This is a genomic window from Sphingopyxis panaciterrulae (assembly GCF_014199295.1).
Classification (GTDB): domain Bacteria; phylum Pseudomonadota; class Alphaproteobacteria; order Sphingomonadales; family Sphingomonadaceae; genus Sphingopyxis; species Sphingopyxis panaciterrulae.
In genome coordinates, this window is sequence record NZ_JACIJH010000003.1 from 1 (window position 1) to 15,798 (window position 15,798).

Genomic DNA, 15,798 nt, shown 5'->3' on the forward strand with positions numbered 1-15,798 from the left:
GCACCAAACAGCTTTCCCCATAGCTCAGCCCATGACCACCGCGGTTCGGGCACCGAAGACTTTCCGACGCCTGGCGGCGTCCGAAACTCTAAACGTTAGGAGATTTACCGCTTATGGGTGCCGAATGGTGAAAAGCGGCCCTTTCCGCTATGACGAGAATCAATGCGGTGAACCTCGCCGCCGCCTGCGCCGCATCACCGCCCTTCGCAATGGCTCCGAGCCGTTCCCGTGTCCCGGCGAAGTCGAGAAAAGGCTCGACATTCTCCTTCTTGAGCACGGTGTATCGGCCTCGATCGCTAGATTCGATTCCTGAAGTTCTCCTCCATTTTTCACCATTCCCATATCTCGACCGCTCCCTGAAGGCCCGGGCTTCGGGAAGCTTCTCCCTATATGCCGCGGCAATCGCGATCGGCCCTGCGCGTAGAGGCGCCAGCGCGGAAGAGTCTCTTTCGCAAGTGCAGCAAAAAGGCTAATCCCTCCCCCGACCTATCTTTCCCCACCGGAGTCTCATCCCATGACCGCCACCGATCCCGTCGTCTTCCTCTCCTATGCCCGCACCCCGATGGGCGGCATGCAGGGCGTGCTGTCGGACGCGAGCGCGACCGATCTGGGCGCCACCGCGGTCAAGGCGGCGGTCGAACGCGCGGGCGTCAAGGGCGACGATATCGAGCGCATCTATATGGGCTGCGTCCTTCCCGCCGGGCTGGGCCAGGCGCCGGCGCGACAGGCGGCGATCAAGGCCGGCCTGCCCAAGTCGGTGCAGGCGACCACCGTCAACAAGGTCTGCGGGTCGGGCATGCAGACCGTCATCATGGGCGCCGAGGCGCTCGCCGCCGGCAGCATCGACCTGGTCGTCGCGGGCGGCATGGAGTCGATGACCAACGCCCCCTATCTGCTCAAGAAGCATCGGTCGGGCGCGCGTATCGGGCACGATACCGCCTATGACCATATGTTCCTCGACGGGCTGGAGGACGCCTATGAGGCGGGCCGCGCGATGGGCACCTTCGCGCAGGAGACAGCCGACGCCTATCAACTCAGCCGGCAGGCGCAGGACGATTATTCGATCGAATCGCTGAAACGCGCGCAGGCGGCGATCGCCGACGGCGCCTTCGCGGCCGAGATCACCCCGGTGACGCTGACCACGCGCAAGGGCGAGGTCGTCGTCGACACCGACGAACAGCCCGGCAAGGGCAATCCCGACAAGATTCCGACGCTGCGCCCGGCCTTTGCCAAGGACGGCACGATCACCGCCGCGACCAGTTCGTCGATCTCCGACGGCGCCGCCGCGGTCGTGCTGACCCGCCAGTCGGTCGCCGAGGCCAAGGGCGCCAAGCCGGTCGCGAAGCTGGTCGCGCACGCCGCGCACGCACAGGAACCCAAGGATTTCACCGTCGCCCCCATCGGCGCGATCAACAAGGTGCTGGCGAAGGCCGGCTGGTCGATCGGCGACGTCGATCTGTTCGAGGTCAACGAGGCCTTCGCCTGCGTCGCGATGTTCGCGATGCACGACCTGGGCATATCGCACGACAGGATCAACGTCCACGGCGGCGCGACCGCGCTCGGCCATCCGATCGGCGCCAGCGGCACGCGCATCATCACGACGCTGATCGCCGCGCTCCAGCGCCACGGCAAGACGCGCGGCATCGCGAGCCTGTGCATCGGCGGCGGCGAAGCGACGGCGGTGGCGGTCGAACTGATCTGACGAACGCGCGTCGCCCCTGCACAGGCAGGGGCGACGGACGCCTTCGGACGCGACATTTCGCGACACTTATGTCTGCCGCATAAACGCGGCATTCCGCGTCCGTTCAAACGGCCGCGCCTATTCCTTTCCCTGTCATCGGGCAGATCCCCTCCCCCTGACGGCAAGACAAGGAATGGCAAAATGAAGAAGATGCAATTTCTCACCGCCGGCCTGATCGCCGCGATGATGGTTCCCGCAGTGGCCCAGGCCCAGACCGGCGAACTTCGCCGCGACCGGCAGGAAGTTCGCGAACAGAAGCGCGACGTCCGCCAGGCGGTCCGTTACGGCAATCGCGGCGACGTCCGCGAACAGCGCCGCGACCTGCGCGATGCGCGCCAGGAATATCGCGAGGACCGGCGCGACTGGAAGCGCGACAAGCGCTATGCGAACTGGCGCGCGCCGTTCAAATATCACCGTTTCGCAGCCGGCAACCGGTTGAACAGCCGCTATTATACACCCGCCTATCGCCTCAACTACGATGCGCGCTGGCGTGTCCCGCGCGCGGGCGCCGGGCTGAGCTATGTCCGTCATTATAACGACCTGCTGCTGGTCAATGTGCGCAGCGGCGCGGTCGTCCGGGTCTATCGCGGCTTCTTCTGATCCGCGGACGATCCAGCACCATTCAGGGGGCCGGGCGGGCGACCGTCCGGCCCTTTCGGCATACAGGCCTCAGTCGCCCCAGATATGGGCGGTTTCGATCCAGCCCTTGCGGCCCTTGACGTCGAACAGGCACCAGCCGGGCTTGCAATCGCTGATCCGCCCGACGACGCCGGGCTCGGCGCGATAGACGATCGCGGCGTTCGGACTCGCCGTCTTGCGCATCGAGCGGACACCGCCGGTGACGATCGCGGTGCGCGTGCGGCTGAGCAGCCGCGCCGCCATCCAGCCCTGCGCGCCGTCGGGATCTTCGACCTTGCGCCACAGATCGTGGCGCGCGATCACCCGCACCGGCAGGTCCTTGCGACGATATTCCCACAGCACCGGCACCTCCTGCGACGGCCCCTTGCGCATCCGCGCCCGGTCGACACTGATCGAGGCCCAGTAAGGCACCTGCACCTCCTCAGCCGCCTGCGCGGCGGCAGGGGCGAAATCGGCGACCGCCATGACGATGCCCGGCCCGGCAACGGCGACGGCCGCAAAGACGACAAGCAAGTGGCGGATTTTCATGGCTTCCTCTTGTCAAACTCCGCAGGGCTTTTCAACTGGCCGAACGGGGGCAGCGGCGGTTCGTCCACAGGCTTTCCGGCAAGGCGCCCCTTGACCCTCGCGCGCGGGCGCGCTCTATCGGCGGCCATGCCCGATTCCCCTCGCCCGAAGCGCCCGCGCGTCATCGTCACCCGCCAGTTGATGCCGCATGTCGAGGCGCGCATGGCCGAATTGTTCGAAGTGGTGCTGTCGGCGCGCGACCACGCCTTTTCGGAAGGCGAACTGAAGGCCGCGGTGCAGGATTGCGACGTGCTGGTCCCCACCGTCACCGACCGCATCGACGCCGATATCATCGCCGCGGCGGGCGAGCGGCTGAAGCTGATCGCCAATTTCGGCGCCGGGGTCGACCATATCGACCTCGCCGCGGCGCGCGCGAAGGGCATCATGGTGTCGAACACGCCCAGCGTCTTCACCGAGGACACCGCCGACATGACGATGGCGCTGATCCTGTCGGTCCCGCGCCGCCTGGCCGAGGGCGAGAAGCTGATGCGCTCCGGCACATGGGAAGGCTGGGCGCCGAGCACGATGCTGGGCCGCCGGGTCGGCGGGAAACTGCTCGGCATCATCGGCATGGGGCGCATCGGGCTGGCGGTCGCGCGCCGCGCGCGGGCGTTCGGCCTGTCGATCCACTATCACAATCGCAAGCGCCTGCCCGCCGCGATCGAGGAGGAACTGGGCGCGAACTATCACGCCAGCGTCGATACGCTGATGCGGATCAGCGACGTGGTGACGATCCACTGCCCGCATACCGGCGAGACGCACGAGATGGTGAACGCGGCGCGGATCGCGGCGATGAAGCCCACCGCCTATCTGATCAACACCGCGCGCGGCGAGATCGTCGACGAAAAGGCGCTGATCGCCGCGCTCAAGAGCAAGCGGATCGCCGGCGCGGGACTCGACGTCTATGCGCAGGAGCCGAAGGTCGATCCCGAACTGCTCGCGCTCGACAATGCGGTGCTGCTGCCCCACCTCGCCTCGGCGACGATCGAGGGGCGCGAGGCGTCGGGCGACAAGGTCGTCGCCAATATCCGCGCCTGGAGCGACGGGCACCGCCCGCCCGACCAGGTGCTGGAGGGGTGGGCCTGAATCGTTGACGTTGCACGGAGCCGCTCTGGACTGCTTCGTCGCTGCGCTCCTCGCAATGACGGAACTTCATAAAGCCTCGTCATTGCGAGCGTAGCGAAGCAATCCAGAGCGTCATTCCGCTCCGTCGATTATATCGGGCCACAGATCCCGCCAGAGCGGATTTTCCGTTTCGATAAGCTTCAGCTTCTTCGCGCGACTCCCGGCCTTGATCTGTTTCTCGCGCACGATGGCCAGTTCCATCGTCCCGTGCATCTCAAACCAGACGAGCAACCTGCAATCATAGCGTTCGGAAAATCCGCCCGCCCCTTCGCGATGCTGCCACACACGCCGCGGCAGGTTCGACGTCACGCCCGTATAGAGCGTGCCGTTCCGCTTGCTCGCCATGATATAGACCGCCGGCTGACGTTGGCGCATGACCGCCCCTGGATTGCTTCGCTACGCTCGCAATGACGGGGAACCTCAATCCCCCGTCAAAATCCGGTCGACGAGTTCCTTCACCGTCGGGGTGAAGTTGTTCGAATAGAAGGGGTCGGTCTTGAAATTGAACGCGGCGTGGCCCGCGAACATCAGATTCTGTTCGGTGTCGCCGCCGTGCGCGATGTCCTGGAGCGTCTTCTGGATGCAGAAGCTGCGCGGGTCGGCGAGATAGCCGGTCGAATAATCGTCGTGGTCCTTCCAAGACGAAAAGCCGCAGTGCGACAGGCAGCCCATGCAGTCTGCCTGGTCCTTGCGGATCGTGCCCTTATCGGTTTCGGTGACGAAGACGACGGTGTTGTCGGGGGTCTTCAGCGCCTCGGTATAGCCTTCGGCGAACCAGTCGCGCGCGCGGGCGCGGTCGTGCGGGGTGACCCAGAAATTCTTGCCCTTCACCCCGACGTCGAGCTGGACGACATGGTCGCCGGCCTGCTGTTTCGAATAGGGAATCTGGCGTTCCGAGCGCGCCTCGAGGTCGCGCAGGAAGGGGTTGCGCACCGCGCTCGAATAAAAACCGGTGGGCGAGAAGCGGTGGAGGAGCACATCGCCCTCGTCGAGCGTGCGCAGCCGGTCCTTCCACTCCTGCGGGATCGGGCTTTCCTGCGTCAGCAGCGGCCGCGTGCCGTACTGGAAGACGATCTGGCCAAGATCGGGATTGTCGATCCAATGTTCCCAGTCGCGCAGATACCAGACGCCGCCCGCCATGACGATCGGCACCGTGTCGGCGATCCCTTCGGCGCGCATCGTGGCGCGCAGCGCCTTGACGCGCGGATAGGGATCTTCGGGGATCAGCGGATCCTCGGCATTCGACAGGCCGTTGTGGCCGCCGGCGAGCCACGGGTCCTCGTAGACCACGGCCGCCATCAGGTCGGCGACCTTGTGATAGGCGCGTTTCCACAGCGCGCGAAAGGCGCGCGCCGACGAGATGATCGGCAGATAATGGACATTGTAGCGCCCGGCGATCTCGCTGAGCTTGTAAGGCATGCCGGCGCCGCAGGTGACACCGGTGACCAGGCCACGGGTCTTTTCGAGCACGCCCTCAAGCACGCGCTGCGCGCCACCCATTTCCCACAGCACGTTGATGTTGATCGCGCCCTTGCCGCTCGCGACGTCATAGGCGCGCCGGACCTGTTCGACCGCACCGTCGATCGCGTACTGGACCAGTTCCTCATGGCGCTCGCGGCGCGTCAGGGCGCGATAGATTTGCGGGATGATCTTGCCTTCGGCGTCATAGCTGTCGGCATTGACCGCCGACACGGTGCCGATGCCACCCGCCGCCGCCCAGGCGCCGCTCGACATATGATTGGTCGCCGATACACCCTTACCCCCCTCGACCAGCGGCCAGACTTCGCGTCCGCCGTAAAGGATGGGCTTCAAACCTTTGAACACGTTCAACCTCTTTCTCTCCACCGGTCGCACCATCGCGCGCCGGCCCCCGATTGCCGTTTCCGTAAGCGGAAGACGGCGCGTTTTGTCAATCGAAGCCAATCCAGCGTCCGCTGAAAGGGCCATACCCCTGAAGCGCCCGAGCATAGAGCTTTTCATAGGAATCGACCATGGTAGATTCGTCGAAGCGTTGGGCGGCCGCGCGCCGGTTCGCCGCGCCGATCGCCGTGCGGAGCGCCGCATCGCCGGCCATGCGGGCGAGCGCGGCGCGGAAGGCGGCTTCGTCCGCCGCGATGAAGGGCCGGTTTTCGTCGGCGACCATTGCCGCGACGTCGCCGACGGCGGGGCTGACGACGGGCAGGCCCGCCGCCATCGCCTCGATCACCGAAATCGGCGCCTGTTCGCTGAGCGACGACAGGGCGAGCAGGTCGAAATGGCCGATCCAGCGCGCGGGCTGAGCCATGAAGCCGGGCAGGACCAGCCGATCGGCCATGCCGCACGCCGCCGCCTCGGCCGCGATCGCCGCGCGTTCGGGGCCCTCGCCGACGATCGCCAGCCGCACATGCGGCGGCAGTGTTGCGACCGCGCGGACGAGGCGCGGCAGATCCTTGACCTTGCGCAGCCCGGCCATGGTGCCGATCACCACCTCGCCCGGACGACGCTCGAAACCGGGGATCGGCACGTCGGGGCCGCGCGCATAGGCGGCGATAGCGATGCCGTTGCAGATCAGATGGGTACGCGCACCGACCTTCCACTCGTCGGCGGCGATCCGTTGCAGCAGGGCCGATGGCACCACGACGCCCGCGACATGGCGCAGCGCGTGGCGGCGGAACAGGTTGCGCTTCCAGTTGCGCCGGACGCTCTCATCCTCGTTGAACCCGTCCTCGTGATGGATCAGGCGCGCTGGGATGCGCCCGCGGTGGAGGCGATGCGCCATCACCCCGTCCATCGCGCCCCAATTATAGCTGAGCAGCAGGTCGAAACCGCGCATGTAGCGCGCGAGGTCGCGATAGCGCGGCAGCGACGGGCGGCCGTGGAGCGGCGGCGCATCCTTTGGGAAATCGACCCTTATCCCTGGCGCGATCGCGTCGCGCGCGCCCAGCGCGTCGGGCATGGCCGACAGGATGGTATGATGGGCGCGATCCTCCATCAGGTTCATCAGCCGTACCGCCCGCGCCTCCTTGCCGCCGAGCGAGAAGCTCGAATGCAGGTGCAGGATGCGGATCGGCCAGGGTGCGCCCGCTTCGCTCACTGGGCCGGAAGCTCCGCGAGCCAGGCGTCGATGGCGACGAGCGCGTCGGGTTCGTCCATCGTCGGCGCATGGCCGACGCCTGCCACCTCGACCAGCCGGGCACGCGGCAGCTCGGCCGCCATCTTCGCCGCCGCCGGTTTCGCCAATATGTCCGAAAGCCGCCCACGCAGGATCAGCACCGGGCTGTCGCCGAAGGCGCGGAAGGCAGGCCACAGGTCGATGCCGGCGGCGTCGCCCGCGAGGCGCAGCGGCGCCGCGATCTGCTTGTCGTAATCGGCGATCACGCGCCCCTCGGGGGTCAGCCGATGCGTCCGCTTGGTCAGTCGCAGCCAATCGTGGATGCCATATGCAGGATAGATGGCGCCGTTGAGCTCGGCATAGGCACGCGCGGCGTGCATCCACGTCGGCTGGCTGCCGCCGACGCCGATATAGTCGCGGATACGGTCGAGCCCCGCCTTCTCCAGTTCCGGCCCGACATCGTTGAGCACCGCGCCGACGATCCGGTCGGGCAGGCTCGCCGCGAGGAACATCGACACGAGCCCGCCGAGCGAGGTGCCGATGGTCGCGATGCGCGGGATCGCGAGCTCGTCGAGCAGGGCAACGACGTCCTGCACATAGGTGAGCGGGACATAGGTCATCGGGTCCTTGGCATAGGCGCTATCGCCGCGCCCGCGGAATTCGACGACGATGGTCTTGCGCGACCGCGCCACATGCGGCGCGAGCGCCTCGAAATCGCGGGCATTGCGCGCGAGGCCGGGCATGCAGAGCAGCGGCGGCGCATCGGCCGCCGCTGCGGGACCGGGATAGATGCGCGCGTGCAGCCGCACCCCGTCGGCGGACCACCAATAATGGTCGTCCCATTGGCCGTCTTGATGCGCGTTCGCGTCGCTGCCGATGTCTTCGCTGACCGAAATGCTCCGTCCCTTTCTTCGCGTGGCGCGCGCATCTATCGCCAAGGCGCGCGCGCGGCGCAAGCGATCCGTCGCGGCGGCGCGCGGCGGTTGCCGCGTCCCGCTTTCGCCGATAAGAGCGGGCGGATGGTCCGACCAGCCACAAACGCCCGCCTGTGCCCCGCCCGCTTCGATTACGGAAGAGCGCGGTCATGAGCGAGGAGCTGGTTTCCCACGAACCCGCGACCGGCGCCGAACTGTGGCGCGGCCGGACGAGCGACGTCGATGCCGAGGTCGCGGCGGCGCGCGCCGCCTGGCTCGGCTGGGCCGCCCGGCCCTTCGCCTATCGTGCCGAAACGCTGCGCCGCTTCGTCGACCGAGTGAAGGCCGAGGCGGAGGGCTTTGCCGACCTGATCGCGCGCGAGACCGGCAAGCCGCTGTGGGAAGCGCGCACCGAGGTCGAATCGGTGTGCAACAAGGTCGATATTTCGGTCACCGCCTATTCGGAGCGCACGCCGAACCGGCGCATCGAGGGCGCGATGGGGCTGCGCAACGCGGTGCGTCACAAGCCCCACGGCGCGCTCGCGGTGCTCGGTCCCTATAATTTCCCCGCGCACCTGCCGAACGGCCATATCGTCCCGGCGCTGCTCGCGGGCAATTCGGTGCTGTTCAAGCCGTCCGAAAAGACCCCCGCGACGGGGGCGAAACTGGTCGACCTGTTCCACAGCGCGGGCGTGCCCGAAGAGGTGCTGCGCCTGATCGTCGGCGGGCCGGATACGGGCAAGGCGCTGGCCGCACACGACGGCCTCGACGGGCTGCTGTTCACCGGATCGGCGCGCACCGGGATCGCCCTCAACCGCCAGTTCGCCGCGCGGCCCGACAGGATTCTCGCGCTCGAAATGGGCGGAAACAACCCGATCGTCGTCTGGGACACCGCCGACATCCGCACCGCCGCGATTCTGGTCGTCCAGTCGGCTTTCCTGAGCGCGGGGCAGCGCTGCACCAACGCACGGCGCCTGATCGTCAAGCAGGCGATGGCGGAACCGCTGATCGAGGAGGTGCGAACCCTGTCCGGCCGGCTGATCGTCGACCATCCGCACGCCGAACCCGCGCCCTATATGGGGCCGGTGATCGACAATGAGGCGGCCGACGGCCTGACCGAAAGCTTTCTGATCCTGATGTCGAATGGCGGACAGGTCATCCGCCACATGACGCGTCCGGTCGAAGGCCGGCCCTTTCTGACTCCCGGCATCATCGACGTCACCGCCATGCCCGAGCGCCCCGATATCGAGCTGTTCGGGCCACTGCTGCAGGTCGTCCGCGTCGAGAGCTTCGAGGCCGCGATCGCCGAGGCCAACAACACCGCCTTCGGCCTCTCCGCCGCGCTGATCGGCGGGACGCCCCAGCTCTACGACCAGTTTTGGGCCAATGCGCGCGCCGGCGTCATCAACTGGAACCGCCCGACCAACGGTGCCTCCTCCGCCGCGCCCTTCGGCGGCATCGGCCTGTCGGGCAACCACCGGCCGAGCGCCTTCTACGCCGCCGACTATTGCGCCTATCCGGTGGCGAGCAGCGAGAGCGACGCCCTGCGCGCCTCGATCGGTGTCGGCCTGCACGACGACGAGGGGCCGAAGCTGGTGCGCAAGGGGTTTATATAGGCCGGGAGTCCAACCCTTCCCCATTGATGGGGGAAGGATACGAAGCCTTGTCGCCTGGCGATTAGGCGTCGTTGGATGGAGGTGAGGGTGCGTCTCATGACACCCCGTCGGCTTCAGGCCGAGACCGCACCCCCTCCGCTGCGACTAGGCGGCAAGCCGCCAAGTCTCGCTGCCTCCCCCATCGAGGGGGAGGAAAGATTTCCCCGCAAGTTTCGCTTCACCCGATCCAAAAAAGCCTGCTTTGCGATTTTTCCCGCGCCGCACCATTGTCGGCGCCATGGAACATGCCCCCGCCTCCCTCCCCTCTGCGGGCAAGCTGTGGCTCGTCGGCGCCGGTCCCGGCGATCCCGAGCTGCTGACGCTGCGCGCGGCGCGGCTGCTGGCCAGCGCCGATCTGGTCGTTCACGACGGATTGGTCGGCGCGGGCGTGCTCGCCTTGATCCCGTCGCACGTCGAACGGATCAGCGTCGCCAAGCAGCGCAGCCGCCACACGATGCGGCAGGACCGGATCAACGCGCTGATCGTCCGCGAGGCACAGGCCGGCAAGCAGGTCGTGCGCCTGAAGGGCGGCGATCCCTTCATCTTCGGGCGCGGCGGCGAGGAGCTCGAGGCCGCGCGCGAAGCCGGTGTCGCCTGCGAGGTCGTTCCCGGCATCACCGCCGCCGCCGGCTGCGCCGCGCAGGCGGGGCTCCCCCTCACCCACCGCGCCGATGCGAGCGCGGTCAGCTTCGTCGCCGGCCAGTGCAAGGATCTGACCGATCAGGACTGGTCGGGCCTCGCCGGGCACGGTCGCACGCTGGTCATCTACATGGGCCTCGCTACCGCTTCGGCGATCGCCGACAAGCTGATCGCCGACGGCGTCTCGCCCGGCCTGCCAGTCGCGGTCGTCGAACGCGGCACCACCGCCGAAGCACGCGTTCTGCGGACCCTGCTCACCGACCTCGGCGACCTCGTCGCGCGCGAACGAGTGCAAAGCCCGGCGCTGATCGTCGTCGGCAAGGTCGCCGCCCGCGCCGACGCGCTCGACTGCCTCGGCGGGCCCGCCGCCGCCGCTTCATTGAAGGATATTTCATGCGATTACTGACCGGAAACGACCTGAAGACGGGGGCCGTGATCTGGTGGACCGGCCGCGACTGGTCGGTGCATGTCGAGGACGCCGCCGACGCCGGCGAGCATGGCGAGGCGATCCTCGCCGCCGAGGAAGGCGCGCGCCGCGTCAACGGCGGCTATATGATCGACGCCATCGACACGACGCAGGGACCGCGCCCCGCGCATATCAAGGACCGCATCCGCGCGCGCGGCCCGACCGTGCGCCCCGACCTCAACCTGAAACCCGCCGACCCCGCGGCCGGCGACTGGGTGATCTGACATGTACAAATATGACCAATATGACCAGGCGATGGTCGACGCGCGCGTCGAGGATTTCCGCGACCAGGTGCGCCGCCGCATCGCCGGCGACATGAACGACGACCAGTTCAAGCCGCTGCGGCTGAAGAACGGGCTCTATCTTCAGCTTCACGCCTATATGCTGCGCGTCGCCATTCCCTATGGCACGCTCAATTCGCGCCAGCTTCGCAAGCTGGCCGAGATCGCGCGCAAATATGATCGCGGCTATGGCCATTTCACGACGCGCCAGAACCTGCAATATCACTGGATCAAGCTGGAGGACGCGCCCGACATCCTCGCTGAGCTTGCGACGGTCGAGATGCACGCGATCCAGACCAGCGGCGAGAGCATCCGCAACATCTCCGCCGACCAATATGCGGGCGCCGCCGCCGACGAAATCTGCGACCCGCGCCCCTGGGCCGAGTTGCTGCGCCAGGCGACCAGCTTTCACCCCGAATTCAGCTATCTGCCGCGCAAGTTCAAGATTTGCGTCATTTCGTCGCCCGCCGACCGCGCGGCGCTGCGCTGGCACGACTGCGCGCTGCGCATCGTGCGCAACGAAGCGGGCGAGGAAGGCTTCGAGGTCTATGCCGGCGGCGGCATGGGGCGCACCCCCTTCATCGCGTACAAGATCCGCGATTTCTGCCCCGCGGCGCAGATATTCTCCTATATCCAGGCGATCCTGCGCGTGTGGAACCTCCACGCACGGCGCGACAATATCCACAAGCAGCGGATGAAGATCCTCGTCCACGATCTGGGCGAAGAGGAGTTCCGCCGTCAGGTCGAGGAAGCGTTTCAGCATTTCCTGACGCTGGACACCGACTTCCCGCAGGCGGAATATGATCGCATCGCCGCCTATTTCACGCCGCCGCCGTTCGAGACCGGGCTGCCCGACGACATCGACCGGTCCGACCCCGACTTCGCGCTGTGGGTCGACCAGCAGGTCATCGCGCACAAGACGCCCGGCTATGCGATCGCCAACATCAGCCTCAAGCCCATCGGCGGCATCGGCGGCGACGCCACCGCCGAGCAGATGGAGGTCGTGGCCGACCTTGCCGAGCGCTACAGCTTCGACGATGTGCGGGTGACCCACGCGCAGAATCTGGTGCTGCCCCACGTCCGCAAGCAGGACCTCTATGCGGTGTGGCAGGCACTGCACGAAGCGGGACTGGCCGATGCCAACCTCGACCTCGTCACCGACGTCATCGCCTGTCCCGGCCTCGACTATTGCACCCTCGCCAATGCGCGCTCGATCCCGGTCGCACAGAAGATCCAGCGGCGCTTCGCCGAGATGGAGCGTCAGCTCGACCTCGGCGAACTCAAGATCAAGATTTCGGGCTGCATCAACGCCTGTGGCCACCACCACGCGGGGCACATCGGTATCCTGGGCGTCGACCGCAAGGGCACCGAAAATTACCAGCTCCTGCTCGGCGGATCGGGCGCGGAGGACACGACGCAGGCCAAGATCACCGGCCCCGGCTTCGACGAGGACGGCGTCGTCGACGCGGTCGAGCGCGCGATCGAGCGCTATCGCGAGCTGCGCGACCCCGGCGAGCGCTTCATCGACACCTATCGCCGCGTCGGCCTCGACGCCTTCAAGGAGGCTATTTATGGCTGATGTCCTGCGTTTCCGGAACGACGACCCGATCGAGGAGCCGGCGGTCACGCTCGACGCCTTCGTCGACCAGGAGGACGCCAGCGCGGTGCGGATCGAGGCGGGCGAGGACCCGCGGCGGCTGATCCCGGTGCTGGACCGCGTCAAGCTGGTCGAACTGGGCATCCCCCGGTTTCGCGACGGCCGCTGCTTCACCGCCGCGCGTATCCTGCGCGAGGCGGGCTATGAGGGCGAAATCCGCGCCGAAGGCGACGTGCTGGTCGATTTGATCTTCTTCATGCGCCGCTGCGGTATCGACAGCTTCGCGCCGCAATCGCCGCTCAACCGTGCCGATGTCGATGCGTGCCTGAGCCGTTACGAGCATGTCTATCAGCATGCCGCCGACGGCGCCGTGCCGATCTGGAAGCTGAGGCATGGCTGAGGTGAAGACCCCTCCCGAAGATCGTACCCGCGACCGGATCGACGTGGCGCCGCGCTTCACCCAGGCCGACGTCATCCGTCTCAACAATCTCTTCCGCGGCCAGGACGCGGCGGAGACGGTCGCGAGCGTGCTCGGCGCGGGGCTGATCGGCGACACGGCGATCGTGTCGAGCTTCGGCGCCGAAAGCGCGGTGCTGCTGCACCTCGTCACCCGCGTCGCGCCTGATATCCCGGTGCTCTTCCTCGATACCGGCAAGCATTTCCCCGAAACGCTCGCCTATCGCGACGCGCTCGCGGCGCGGCTGGGGCTGAATCTCGTCACGCTGACGCCCGATGCCGAGGAACTGGCGACGAAGGACGAAACCGGGCTGCGCTGGTCCTACGACCCCGACGGTTGCTGCGAGATTCGCAAGGTCAAGCCGCTCGAAAAGGCGCTCGCTGATTTCGACACCTCCATCACCGGACGCAAGGGATTCCAGTCGTCTACGCGCCAGGGCCTGCCGCGCTTCGAGCTCGACGGGAGCACGGGCCGGCTGAAGTTCAATCCGCTTGCCAACTGGACGCGCGATGCGCTCGATGCCTATTTCGCCGAACACGACCTGCCGCGCCATCCGCTCGAGGCCGAAGGCTATCCGTCGATCGGCTGCTCGCCGTGCACGTCGAAGGTCAAACCGGGCGAAGATCCGCGCGCGGGCCGCTGGCGCGGCTGGGACAAGACCGAATGCGGCATCCACGAAGCGGTGACGCCGCTGGGCGACGATCCGGCCAACGACCCGGCGTTTTGATCGAGCAAGATGTCGTCCCAGCGAAAGCTGGGACCGCTGGCATCCTTCTTGCCGATAGCGGCCCCAGCTTTCGCTGGGGCGACGTTTCTATTCATAATCCTCATACGCCCGGCTGTCGTCGGCGAGGTCGCTGAATTTCGTCGTCTTGGCCTCGAAGTGCAACCGCACCTTGCCGGTCGAGCCGTGGCGCGACTTGGCCACGATGACTTCGGCGAGGCCGAAGACGCGCTCCATCTCGGCCGCCCATTCCTCGTGCGCGGCGTGGATCTTGACGTCGTCGCCCTCGATCGGCCGCTTGGGCTCGCGCGCGGCGACGTAATAATCCTCGCGGAACACGAACAGCACCATGTCGGCGTCCTGCTCGATCGACCCCGATTCACGAAGGTCGGAAAGCTGCGGTCGCTTGTCCTCGCGGCTTTCGACCTGGCGGCTGAGCTGCGACAGGGCCATGACCGGGACATTAAGCTCTTTCGCCAAAGTCTTGAGGCCACGGGAAATTTCGGAAATCTCCTGCACGCGATTGTCGCCGCTGCGCGAGCTGCCCTGCAAGAGCTGGAGATAGTCGACGACGATGAAGCCGATGCCATGGCGGCGCTGGAGCCGCCGGGCGCGGGTGCGCAGGCCGGCGATCGTCAGTCCCGGCGTATCGTCGATGAACAGGGGCAGGGTCTGGAGTTCCTGCGCGGCGCGCGAGAGCTGCTGGAACTGCTCCTTGCTGATCTTGCCCATGCGCAGCGCCTCGCCCGACACGCCCGACTGTTCGGCGAGCACGCGCGTCGCGAGCTGATCGGCCGACATTTCAAGGCTGAAGAAGGCGACCTTGGCGCCCATATTCTTCTCGGGCGGAATGCCGTCCTCTTCGTCGCGGCGGAAGCGTTCGGCGGCGTTGTAGGCGATGTTGGTGGCGAGCGAGGTCTTGCCCATGCCCGGACGGCCCGCAAGGATCATCAGGTCCGAATTGTGCATGCCGCCGATCTTGGCGTTCATGCTGCCGATGCCGGTGGTGATCCCCGACAGGTGACCGCCCGAGTTCAGCGCCCGCTCGGCCGCCTGCAGCGCGGTGAGGCTCGCGGCGTTGAAGCTCTTGACCGACCCCATTTCAGACTCGCCGCCCGCGACGCGATAGAGCGCCGTCTCGGCTTCCTCGATCTGCGCCTGCGGGTCGACGCTCTCGCTCGTGTCGAGCGCGCCCTCGACCATCGTGCGGCCGACGTCGACCAGTTCGCGCAACAGCGCGAGGTCGTAGATCTGCCGCGCGAAGTCGCGTGCGCCGATCAGCCCGGCGCCGCTGCCGGTAAGCTGCGCGAGATAGCCGACGCCGCCGACCGCCTTCATCGCCTCGTCATTCTCGAAATAGGGCTTCAGCGTCACCGGGGTCGCGATGCTGTTGCGCTCGATCAGCGCCATCGTCTGCGCGAAGATGCGCCCGTGCAGCGGCTCGAAGAAATGGGCGGCGTTCAACTGGACCGGCAGATCCTCGACGACTCGATTGTCGATCAGGATCGCGCCCAGAAACGCGGCCTCGGCCTCGATATTGCGGGGCAATTGACGGTCGTCCCCGGACGAGACCGGGGCAGGAAAGCGGGCGACTTCGGACATGGCGAAGCATCATGCGCCGAACTGTGGGCGCGTGCAACGAATGTGTCGCATCATGCCATGTCATCACCGTGAACGCTTCTGGGGATAAGTCCGAATTTCCGGTCGTGTCGAAGGAGATCGAGACATAGTCGTGACACAGTTTGAAAGCAGGAGCGCATTTTGCTTTCTTCGTCACCCCGGATCAGGTCCGGGGTGACGAGACAGGGAATGACCCCTTCCAAATCCAAACTGCATCACCACCCGAGACCCCATCAGCAGGGTGTGAAGCCGATGGGTGTCTCGACTTCGCTCGACATGAAC

16 protein-coding genes are annotated in these 15,798 nt (G+C 66.8%); 10 read left to right on the top strand and 6 right to left on the bottom strand.

Features of this window, described 5'->3' with window-relative positions:
* The 3 genes from FHR21_RS20660 to FHR21_RS06590 all read left to right on the top strand — a co-directional run.
* Window positions 1-313, top strand: a 313-nt coding sequence (locus tag FHR21_RS20660; protein ID WP_221235060.1) for a hypothetical protein, incomplete at its 5' end; no start/stop codon positions are given.
* A gap of 201 nt (window positions 314-514) precedes the next feature.
* Entirely contained in the window at window positions 515-1,702 is a 1,188-nt protein-coding gene (locus FHR21_RS06585; RefSeq protein ID WP_184096541.1) for an acetyl-CoA C-acyltransferase, read from the top strand.
* Between the two features lie 180 nt (window positions 1,703-1,882).
* The gene (locus FHR21_RS06590; RefSeq protein WP_184096543.1) at window positions 1,883-2,341 is read left to right on the top strand and encodes an RcnB family protein; all 459 of its coding nucleotides are present in this window, start codon (window positions 1,883-1,885) and stop codon (window positions 2,339-2,341) included.
* 69 nt (window positions 2,342-2,410) lie between these two features.
* Here FHR21_RS06590 and FHR21_RS06595 read toward each other — a convergent pair whose 3' ends face one another.
* Entirely contained in the window at window positions 2,411-2,908 is a 498-nt protein-coding gene (locus tag FHR21_RS06595; protein ID WP_184096545.1) for an SH3 domain-containing protein, read from the bottom strand.
* Between the two features lie 126 nt (window positions 2,909-3,034).
* Between FHR21_RS06595 and FHR21_RS06600 the strand changes: the two genes are divergently transcribed.
* Entirely contained in the window at window positions 3,035-4,033 is a 999-nt protein-coding gene (locus FHR21_RS06600; RefSeq protein WP_184096547.1) for a 2-hydroxyacid dehydrogenase, read from the top strand.
* A 111-nt stretch (window positions 4,034-4,144) separates the two neighbouring features.
* On the opposite strand, the gene FHR21_RS06605 is transcribed toward FHR21_RS06600, so the two are convergent.
* From FHR21_RS06605 to FHR21_RS06620, 4 genes are all read right to left on the bottom strand, one after another.
* Window positions 4,145-4,447 carry a GIY-YIG nuclease family protein gene (locus tag FHR21_RS06605; protein WP_184096549.1) on the bottom strand — a complete coding sequence of 101 codons (303 nt, stop codon included), beginning with the start codon at window positions 4,445-4,447 and terminating at the stop codon, window positions 4,145-4,147.
* Window positions 4,448-4,492: 45 nt separating this feature from the next.
* Window positions 4,493-5,896: a nitronate monooxygenase gene (locus FHR21_RS06610; protein WP_184096551.1), complete on the bottom strand. Its 1,404-nt coding sequence runs from the start codon at window positions 5,894-5,896 to the stop codon at window positions 4,493-4,495.
* Window positions 5,897-5,981: 85 nt separating this feature from the next.
* On the bottom strand, window positions 5,982-7,145 hold the full coding sequence (locus tag FHR21_RS06615) for a glycosyltransferase (protein WP_338113085.1): 1,164 nt from the start codon (window positions 7,143-7,145) through the stop codon (window positions 5,982-5,984).
* A complete protein-coding gene (locus FHR21_RS06620) occupies window positions 7,142-8,041 on the bottom strand; it encodes an alpha/beta fold hydrolase (protein ID WP_184097142.1) in 900 nt (299 codons plus the stop codon). The genes FHR21_RS06615 and FHR21_RS06620 overlap by 4 nt, the downstream gene beginning before the upstream one ends.
* 206 nt (window positions 8,042-8,247) lie before the next feature.
* Between FHR21_RS06620 and astD the strand changes: the two genes are divergently transcribed.
* The 6 genes from astD to FHR21_RS06650 all read left to right on the top strand — a co-directional run bounded on the left by astD (window position 8,248) and on the right by FHR21_RS06650 (window position 13,899).
* Window positions 8,248-9,693, top strand: a complete 1,446-nt coding sequence (gene astD, locus FHR21_RS06625; protein ID WP_184096553.1) for a succinylglutamate-semialdehyde dehydrogenase — start codon at window positions 8,248-8,250, stop codon at window positions 9,691-9,693.
* A gap of 277 nt (window positions 9,694-9,970) precedes the next feature.
* Complete coding sequence (gene cobA, locus FHR21_RS06630; protein ID WP_184096555.1) at window positions 9,971-10,777, top strand: uroporphyrinogen-III C-methyltransferase; 807 nt, start codon at window positions 9,971-9,973, stop codon at window positions 10,775-10,777.
* Window positions 10,765-11,061: a DUF2849 domain-containing protein gene (locus FHR21_RS06635; protein ID WP_184096557.1), complete on the top strand. Its 297-nt coding sequence runs from the start codon at window positions 10,765-10,767 to the stop codon at window positions 11,059-11,061. The genes cobA and FHR21_RS06635 overlap by 13 nt, the downstream gene beginning before the upstream one ends.
* Window position 11,062: 1 nt before the next feature.
* A complete protein-coding gene (locus FHR21_RS06640; RefSeq protein ID WP_184096559.1) occupies window positions 11,063-12,697 on the top strand; it encodes a nitrite/sulfite reductase in 1,635 nt (544 codons plus the stop codon).
* Window positions 12,690-13,115 carry a DUF934 domain-containing protein gene (locus FHR21_RS06645; RefSeq protein WP_184096561.1) on the top strand — a complete coding sequence of 142 codons (426 nt, stop codon included), beginning with the start codon at window positions 12,690-12,692 and terminating at the stop codon, window positions 13,113-13,115. The genes FHR21_RS06640 and FHR21_RS06645 overlap by 8 nt, the downstream gene beginning before the upstream one ends.
* Window positions 13,108-13,899 carry a phosphoadenylyl-sulfate reductase gene (locus tag FHR21_RS06650; protein WP_184096563.1) on the top strand — a complete coding sequence of 264 codons (792 nt, stop codon included), beginning with the start codon at window positions 13,108-13,110 and terminating at the stop codon, window positions 13,897-13,899. The genes FHR21_RS06645 and FHR21_RS06650 overlap by 8 nt, the downstream gene beginning before the upstream one ends.
* Window positions 13,900-13,986: 87 nt before the next feature.
* Here FHR21_RS06650 and FHR21_RS06655 read toward each other — a convergent pair whose 3' ends face one another.
* Complete coding sequence (locus tag FHR21_RS06655) at window positions 13,987-15,498, bottom strand: replicative DNA helicase (RefSeq protein WP_184096565.1); 1,512 nt, start codon at window positions 15,496-15,498, stop codon at window positions 13,987-13,989.
* Window positions 15,499-15,798: the final 300 nt, after the last annotated feature.

Excerpts from the sequence above, each read along its gene's own strand:
- cobA (WP_184096555.1), top strand. The coding sequence starts at position 9,971 with ATGGAACATGCCCCCGCCTCCCTCCCCTCTGCGGGCAAGCTGTGGCTC.
- FHR21_RS06640 (WP_184096559.1), top strand. The coding sequence starts at position 11,063 with ATGTACAAATATGACCAATATGACCAGGCGATGGTCGACGCGCGCGTC.
- FHR21_RS06635 (WP_184096557.1), top strand. The coding sequence starts at position 10,765 with ATGCGATTACTGACCGGAAACGACCTGAAGACGGGGGCCGTGATCTGG.
- FHR21_RS06590 (WP_184096543.1), top strand. The coding sequence starts at position 1,883 with ATGAAGAAGATGCAATTTCTCACCGCCGGCCTGATCGCCGCGATGATG.
- FHR21_RS06595 (WP_184096545.1), bottom strand. The coding sequence starts at position 2,908 with ATGAAAATCCGCCACTTGCTTGTCGTCTTTGCGGCCGTCGCCGTTGCC.
- FHR21_RS06600 (WP_184096547.1), top strand. The coding sequence starts at position 3,035 with ATGCCCGATTCCCCTCGCCCGAAGCGCCCGCGCGTCATCGTCACCCGC.
- FHR21_RS06585 (WP_184096541.1), top strand. The coding sequence starts at position 515 with ATGACCGCCACCGATCCCGTCGTCTTCCTCTCCTATGCCCGCACCCCG.
- astD (WP_184096553.1), top strand. The coding sequence starts at position 8,248 with ATGAGCGAGGAGCTGGTTTCCCACGAACCCGCGACCGGCGCCGAACTG.
- FHR21_RS06650 (WP_184096563.1), top strand. The coding sequence starts at position 13,108 with ATGGCTGAGGTGAAGACCCCTCCCGAAGATCGTACCCGCGACCGGATC.
- FHR21_RS06605 (WP_184096549.1), bottom strand. The coding sequence starts at position 4,447 with ATGCGCCAACGTCAGCCGGCGGTCTATATCATGGCGAGCAAGCGGAAC.
- FHR21_RS06655 (WP_184096565.1), bottom strand. The coding sequence starts at position 15,498 with ATGTCCGAAGTCGCCCGCTTTCCTGCCCCGGTCTCGTCCGGGGACGAC.
- FHR21_RS06645 (WP_184096561.1), top strand. The coding sequence starts at position 12,690 with ATGGCTGATGTCCTGCGTTTCCGGAACGACGACCCGATCGAGGAGCCG.